Genomic DNA, 7,171 nt, shown 5'->3' on the forward strand with positions numbered 1-7,171 from the left:
ACAGTCCGTAGACTTCATCCATGCACCCCCGGCACACCGAGCACGACGGCGCCCGCACCGAGCGCCGCGTCATCGTGGTGGGCGACAACGGACTGACGCTCCGGTTCATCAAGCACCTCATCGAGCGCTACGCCTTCCACGTCACCGCCGTCTTTCCCGAGGGCCCCGGCGGCCAGCGCGAGGAGATCCGCCGCGAGGCCGAGGTCAACCGCAGCCTGCAGGTGTTCACGCAGGCCGAGGTCACCGCCGAGACGGTGCGCCTCGCCGGGCTCACCGCGGCGTACGCGGTCGCCCTCATGGACCAGAACGACGTCGGGAACCTGCACCTGGCGCTGAAGATCCGCGAGATGTCGCACTACCTGGGCGACGAGACGCTGCCGCGGCTGGTCATCCGCATGTACAACAGCGGACTGCGCGCGAACATCCAGAAGCTCCTGGGCGACGACGAGGACGGCGTGTACGTGCAGTCGGACGCCGACATGGTCGCCGACACGTACGCGCTCGCGGCGCTCCAGCAGCTGCCGCCGGGCGAGATCAACGTGTGGGGGCGTCGGCTCTACCTGTCGCGGCAGCGCGAGGAGCGGGCCGAGGCGCAGTGGGTGGTCGCGGGCGGGAACCAGGCGGGGATCGAGCTGGTCCCCGAGGACGAGAACGAGGCGCTGCGGTACCTGTGGCTGTCGCCGGACCGCAGGCGCGGGCAGCTGCGGCCGCGGCTGCAGAACGCGTCGCTCGCGGTGAAGGAGGCACTGAGCACGTTGCGGGGCATGCTCACGAAGAGCCTCGTGGTGCTGGCGCTCGTGCTGTTCGCGGTGTTCGCGTTCGGGTTCACGGTGCTGCAGTTCTGGCCGAGCGGCGCGAACACGCCGGACGGCGAGGGCGAGGTGTTCTACCTGCTGGCGCTCATGGCGGGCGGGGGCATCGACCCGGACATGACGGCGAGCCGCCTGCTGAAGGTGACGCAGGCGGTGGTGGTGCTGACCGGTTCGCTGCTGATCCCGTTCGCGACCGGTGCGATCGTGCAGGCGGTCGTGGACCGGCGGTACGCGCTGTCGGAGGGCCGCCGGACCCGGCAGGTGCGCGAGCACGTGATCGTGGTCGGGCTGGGCAACATGGGGACCCGGGTGGTGGAGCGGCTGCGGGAGGCGAAGATCCCGGTCGTCGCGATCGAGAAGAACCGCGAGGCGATGGGCGTGCGGGCGGCGCGGGCGAAGGGCGCGCAGGTGCTGTTCGGCGACGGGTCGAACCAGGAGCTGCTGGCGGAGGCGAACATCAGGCACTGCCGGTCGCTGGTGCTCATGGCGAAGCAGGACGAGTCGAACCTGGAGACGGCGCTGTCGGGGCTGGAGTGCAACCCGAAGCTGCGCACGGTGATGCGGATCTACAACCCGGAGTTCGCGGCGCTGATCCGCCAGAACCTGAACCGGTCGACGCCGCCGCAGGGCGCGCCGCCGCACGCGTCGTACAGCGCGCCGGAGGTGGCTTCGGCGAGTTTCGCGCAGGCGCTCACGGACGACAAGGTGCTGGTGACGATCCCGGTGCGCGGGCACATCGCGTACATCGAGGCGTTCGAGGTCGGGGCGGGTTCGGCGATGGACGACGCGGCGGCGGGCCTGGCGACGCGGGTCGGGTTCCACCGGCTGCTCGCGGTCAAGCGCGCGGGCGGGACCATCAGCTGGAACCCGGACGCGGCGTTCAGGGTCGGGCGGGGCGACACGCTCCTGGTGGTGGCGACTCGCAGGGGCCTGGGCGAGATCCTGGAGCGCTGCCGCCCCGGTGGTGCGGACCGGTAGACCCCGAAGGGGCGGGAGGGGCGCAGCGGGGCTCTCGACGGGGTCGAGTGCGGGCCAACGCAGGCCGGCCGTGCGGTCCGGTTCGTGTCGGCCGTGCGGGCGCGCGGCCGGGATTCTTTGTGACCCACGCCTTCCCACCCTCAGGTGGCGCAACCTCTGCGCGCCTCGCTCGTTGAACGGTCGACACATCTCTCACGAAAGGGGCCGACCGTGGCGGCAAGCGTGCGGAAACCACGAACCGGGCATAGCGGGGCCGAACGCAAGCGGCGCAAGCTGATCCTGGTGGCGGCGGCCGGGTCGATCGCGTTGGGCGGGGCGGCCGCGGTGGTGCCGAGCGCGTTCGCCGAGGACGAGCCCGCGACGACGCTCCTGGACGACGCGCTCCTGGACGGCACGGCCGAGCTCATGCCGGTCGACGACGACCTGCTCGGCCTCGTCGACGTCGGCGAGGTGTCGGAGCTGGCGGAGTCGCTGACGTACGCCGACGACGCCGACGTCCTCAAGGTCTCCGGCCCCGACGCCGGGTACGTCAAGGTCCACTTCGAACGGCTGCTGCTGAACACGGGCGACTTCGTGACGGTCTCCAGCCCCGACGGCGCCGAGTCCTACCGGTACGAGGAGTCGCTGATCGACCAGTGGGCGACCTCGATCACCGGCGACACCGCGATCGTCGAGCTGCACCGGGAGTCCGAGGGCGGGTCGTCCGCGCTCGGCGTGCTCATCGACAAGGCCGCGTACGGGTTCACCACAGAGGAGGTGGACGGCCTCGCGCAGGAGCGGGCCGACAACGCCCGGCCCGAGGAGTCGGTCTGCGAGGGCGACGAGAAGCGGCCCTCGGTCTGCTACCGCTCGACCCACCCGGACGTGGTCGACCGCGCGGAACCGGTGGCGCGCCTGCTCATCGACGGGACGGTGCTGTGCACGGCGTTCCGGGTGGGCGAGGGCAACCGGCTGCTGACGAACCACCACTGCTTCACGGAGACGCAGGAGGCGCAGGGCACCGAGGTGTGGTTCGGCTACGACTGCGCGGTCTGCGGCGCCGACATCGCGAACGCGCCGGTGAAGGTGAACGGCGCGGAAGTGCTGGCGACCTCGAAGTCCCTCGACTACACACTGTTCACAGTGGACGACTTCGCGCGCATCGAGGACTTCGGCTACCTGGAGCTCTCCGACCGCGCCGCCCGCAGCGGCGAGGAGATCTACATCCCGCAGCACCCGGCCGGGCGGCCCACCGAGATCGCCATCGAGTCCTCGGTGGACGGCGGCAACTGCGTGGTCAAGCACGAGCAGTACGACGGGTACGTCGCCGACAGCGACATCTCGTACTACTGCGACACCGAGTTCGGGTCCTCCGGCTCCCCGGTGCTCTCCCGCGACACGCACGAGGTGATCGCCCTGCACCACTTCGGCGGCTGCCCCAACTCGGGAGTCAACGCGCGCCTCATCGAGAAAGAGATCGGGCACCTGATCTGACGCGACGCGCATCGCGAAAGCGACCGGACACCTGATCCGACACGGCGAAGGGGGCGGGGAGCCGTACGGCTCCCCGCCCCCTTCGCCGTGTCGCACGTCAGTGGGACCATCGAATCGGGGGCGCTTGCGAACGCCCGATTTGAAGGCTGACGCCGGGAAGATCCCCGGTGTCGGTCCCGCAACGTAGTGTGGAAATGGGGGGTCCTCCGGTGTCCGATTTGCCCGGGACCCTCCGTTCACGTTTACTTCGCTTGCAGCTCAGCGACGATCGTCGAGAAGTGCGAGCGGATCCGGTCGTCAGTCGGGTCGTCCTCCGGGGTCCAGTGGACCGACATCCGCTCGTAGAGCGTGTTCCGCTGCGCCGGGATCCGGTCCGCGGAACGGATCAGGCCGATGAGCTCCGAGAGCCGCGACTGGTGCCGGGCGCCCGCCGAGGAGATCACGTTCTCCTCCAGCATGATCGAGCCGAGGTCGTCGACGCCCAGGTGCATGCTCAGCTGCCCCGAGGCCTTGCCGGTCGTCAGCCACGACGACTGCAGGTGCGTCACGTTGTGGAAGAACAGCCGCGCGGTCGCCAAGAGCCGCAGGTACTCCAGGGTCGTCGCCTGCGTCCGGCCCTTGAGGTGGTTGTTCTCCGGCTGGTACGTCCACGGGATGAACGACCGGAACCCGCCCGTGCGGTCCTGCACGTCGCGGATCATCCGCAGGTGCTCGATCCGCTCGGCCGCGGTCTCGCCCGTGCCCATCATCATGGTCGCCGTCGACTCCAGGCCCTGCCGGTGCGCGGCCTCCATGATCTCCAGCCAGCGCTCCCCCGACTCCTTCAGCGGCGCGAGCGCCGTGCGCGGACGCGCCGGGAGCATCTCGGCCCCGGCCCCCGCGATCGAGTCGAGCCCGGCGGCCTTGATGCGGCGGATCGACTCGTCGATCTCCACGCCCGAGACCTTCGACATGTGCGCGATCTCCGACGGCCCGATCGAGTGGATCGCCAGGTCCGGGTATTCGCGCTTGACCGAGGAGAACAGCTCCTCGTAGTACTCGACGCCGAAGTCGGGGTGGTGCCCGCCCTGCAGCATCACCTGCGTCGCGCCGAGCGAGACGGCCTCGCCGCAGCGGCGCAGGACCTCCTCCATCGGATGCGCCCAGCCCTCTTCGTGCTTCGGGGCGCGGTAGAAGGCGCAGAACTTGCACGCGGTGACGCACACGTTCGTGTAGTTGATGTTGCGGTCGATGATGTAGGTGACGATGTTGTCGCCGATGACGCGCCGGCGGGCCGCGTCCGCGGCCTCGGCGAGGGGGTGGAAGGGCGCTTCGGTGTAGAGCAGCAGGGCTTCCTCGGCGCTGATGGCGCCGCCGTCGGCGGCGCGGGCGAGGACATCGTCTATCTCGGCCATGCACGAAGCGTATCGCCGGAACGCCGCCCGGGACAGCGCGCCCGGTCGCGGTGACTCGTGGGTCTCGCCGCAGCGGGCGGGCGGCGCGGTCGTCGGTCCCGTGTCAGACCGTGTACAGCTCGGTGTGGACGCGCTGCGCCCCGGCGTCCTCGAGGACGTCCTTGACGCCGAGGACCATGTCGTAGGGGCCGCACAGGAACCACTCGTCGACGTCGTGAATGTTCACGGTCCCGGCGTCCACGAGCTCCCGGAGGCGTTCAGGCGTGAGCCGCCCGGTGAGCAGCGGGGAGTCGCCCTCGGAGCGCGTGCGCACGTGGTGCAGGCGCAGCCGCTCGCCGTGCTCGCGCTGGAGGTCGCGCAGCTCGGCGGCGAACATCGTGGACTCCTCGGTGCGGTTGGAGTACAGGAGGGTCACCGTCGCGCCCGCGTCGAGCGCGGCCGTCGCGATCGCGATGATCGGGGTGATCCCGGAGCCCGCGACGACCGAGCCGTAGTGGCGGTCGGCGTGGATCTCGGTCCAGAAGTGGCCGAGGGGCGGCAGGACTTCGAGGACGTCGCCGGGGGTGAGCTGCCGGTTCGCGTACCCGGAGAAGGTGCCCTTGGGGATCGAGCGGATGCCCAGGCGCAGCGTGCCGTGCTCGGCGAGCTCGCGCGGAGTGGAGGCGAGGGAGTAGGAGCGGCGCACCTCGGCGCCGTCGGGTTCGACGCGTTGGAAGGTGAGGTGCTGGCCGGGCTTGAAGTCGAAGGCCGCGCGCAGCTCCTCGGGCACGGCGAGGGTGACCTCGACGGCGTCCTCGGTGAGCGGCCTGACCCGGCTCACGGTGAGCTTGTGCCAGGCGGGGCGGTTCTTGCGGGGCTTCTTCAGCTCGACTGCCACGGCAGGGTCCCTTCGGTCGTTCAGAGCCGGGCTTCGGGCTCTGCGCACATCTACGGCTCGCGGGCTTCGCCGAGAGCCGCGAAGAACTCCGGGCCGTCCGCTCGGAGGGGGTCTATATCCGCATAACGGGACGCACGGGACGCGAATTCCCGCAGTCCGGCGAGGTGTCGCTCACTGAGGCCGAACTGGAGGCGCTCGAAGTACTCGGCGAGCGCGGCGGGCGGGAACGGTTCCCAGCGGGCCGCGGAGGCGACGACCTCGTCGATCTCCTCGCGGCTGCGCTGCACGGAGTCGCGGAAGGCGAGGTGGACGTCCTTGACCAGGCCCGGGTGGGCCTCGGCGTAGTCGCGGCGGACGGCCCACACGGCGAAGACCATCGGCAGGCCCGTCCAGTCCTTCCACTCGGCGGCGAGGTCGAGCACGTGGTGCCCGGCGGGGTCGTGGAAGACCTGGAGGGCCTCGTCGCCGATGAGCACGGCCGCGTCGGCGTCTCGCAGGGCGGAGTCCAGGTCGGGCGCGGTGACCGTGTACGCGGGCTTGCGGCCGTAGCGGTCCTCCAGGAGCATGCGGCCGAGGAGGACGCCGGTGCGGGAGGTCGAGGCGAGCGCGACGCGCGGCTCGGCCGGGATCGCGTCGAGCGGGGCCTTGGAGACGAGGTTGACGCTCAGGACCGGGCCGTCGGCCGCCACCGCCGGGTCGGGGATGAGGAGGAGGTCGTCGGCGTGGCGCAGGTACTCGACGAGGGTGATCGGTCCGATGTCGAGGTCGCCCGCGACGAGGCGGCGGCTGAGCTCGTCCGGCGGGGCGCGGTGGAGGTCGACGTCGAGGAGCGCGCCTGTCCGCGCCAGTCCCCAGTAGATGGGCAGGCAGTTGAGGAACGCGATATGGCCGACCCTGGGGCGCCGTGCGATGTTCACAGCTTCGACCGTAGCCGGTCGCGCGGCTAGGAGGTACGTGAGCGGAGGCGTCGTCGCCGACATCACCGCGGGCGCCGGACCGGACCGCATCGTGGGACCGGTCCGGTCCGGGGCGTTCAGTTCTCGTCGATGTCGGCGATGTCCGAGCCGCCGGCCGCGCCTACGGTGTCGCCCTCTTCGCTGACCAGGGCGACGAGCCGGTCGAGGATCTCCTCGTCGTCGCCGGTCAGGACGATCTCGTCGCCGGAGCGGACGTCGAGGGTCAGCACCTGCAGGATCGACTTCGCGTCGTGCGGGTCCCCGCCCGATTTCGCGATCGCCACGTCGGTGCGGGACTCCGCGGCGGTCCCGACGAAGACCGTCGCGGGCCGCGCTTGGATGCCGACCTCCGTGGTCACTCTGACACGGCGTTCCGCCATGCTCCTCACCCTCCCCATGACGCGGGCGGCGGGCCGTGCACGGCCCTCCCCGCGAAGCTCGCGGGCCGCCGAGCGGCCCGTCTGCACCAGGATGAACCGGAGTCGGGGACGGCGGACGCGTTTTCGGCGAATGCCGCGGGAAGCGGGACACTCCGCGCTCGCCGGGGCAAGCGGCAAGGCCGAGTCGTCGCCAGGCCGTCCCTAGCTGTTCTGTCCGGGGAGGTTGTGGACGCGGTCTGCTGGGGTTTGGCCTCCGAGTGCGGTGTGCGCGCGGTGATGGTTATACCAGTGCAGGAATGTC

At 70.9% G+C, this 7,171-nt stretch carries 6 protein-coding genes; 2 read left to right on the forward strand and 4 right to left on the reverse strand.

Annotation, left to right across the window (positions count from 1 at the left end):
- Positions 1–20: 20 nt before the first annotated feature.
- Together ACGGCP_RS23875 and ACGGCP_RS23880 are read left to right on the forward strand one after the other, a co-directional pair.
- Positions 21–1,790, forward strand: a complete 1,770-nt coding sequence (locus ACGGCP_RS23875; RefSeq protein WP_392970125.1) for a potassium channel family protein — start codon at positions 21–23, stop codon at positions 1,788–1,790.
- A gap of 222 nt (positions 1,791–2,012) precedes the next feature.
- On the forward strand, positions 2,013–3,263 hold the full coding sequence (locus tag ACGGCP_RS23880; protein WP_392970128.1) for a trypsin-like serine peptidase: 1,251 nt from the start codon (positions 2,013–2,015) through the stop codon (positions 3,261–3,263).
- A gap of 242 nt (positions 3,264–3,505) precedes the next feature.
- Here ACGGCP_RS23880 and mqnC read toward each other — a convergent pair whose 3' ends face one another.
- From mqnC to ACGGCP_RS23900, 4 genes are all read right to left on the reverse strand, one after another.
- Positions 3,506–4,657 (reverse strand): cyclic dehypoxanthinyl futalosine synthase, encoded by a 1,152-nt coding sequence (mqnC, locus tag ACGGCP_RS23885; RefSeq protein WP_392970131.1) that lies wholly within the window; start codon positions 4,655–4,657, stop codon positions 3,506–3,508.
- Positions 4,658–4,760: 103 nt separating this feature from the next.
- Positions 4,761–5,534, reverse strand: coding sequence for an FAD-binding oxidoreductase (locus ACGGCP_RS23890; RefSeq protein WP_392970134.1), 774 nt, complete (start codon positions 5,532–5,534; stop codon positions 4,761–4,763).
- 50 nt (positions 5,535–5,584) lie between these two features.
- On the reverse strand, positions 5,585–6,451 hold the full coding sequence (locus ACGGCP_RS23895; RefSeq protein ID WP_392970137.1) for a menaquinone biosynthetic enzyme MqnA/MqnD family protein: 867 nt from the start codon (positions 6,449–6,451) through the stop codon (positions 5,585–5,587).
- Between the two features lie 116 nt (positions 6,452–6,567).
- On the reverse strand, positions 6,568–6,870 hold the full coding sequence (locus tag ACGGCP_RS23900; RefSeq protein WP_392970140.1) for an HPr family phosphocarrier protein: 303 nt from the start codon (positions 6,868–6,870) through the stop codon (positions 6,568–6,570).
- Between the last annotated feature and the right edge of the window lie 301 nt (positions 6,871–7,171).

The sequence above is a fragment of the Glycomyces sp. NPDC048151 genome (assembly GCF_043202775.1).
Lineage (GTDB): Bacteria > Actinomycetota > Actinomycetes > Mycobacteriales > Micromonosporaceae > Glycomyces.

Coding starts and splice junctions, on each gene's coding strand:
- ACGGCP_RS23875 (WP_392970125.1), top strand. CDS start 21: ATGCACCCCCGGCACACCGAGCACGACGGCGCCCGCACCGAGCGCCGC.
- ACGGCP_RS23900 (WP_392970140.1), bottom strand. CDS start 6,870: ATGGCGGAACGCCGTGTCAGAGTGACCACGGAGGTCGGCATCCAAGCG.
- mqnC (WP_392970131.1), bottom strand. CDS start 4,657: ATGGCCGAGATAGACGATGTCCTCGCCCGCGCCGCCGACGGCGGCGCC.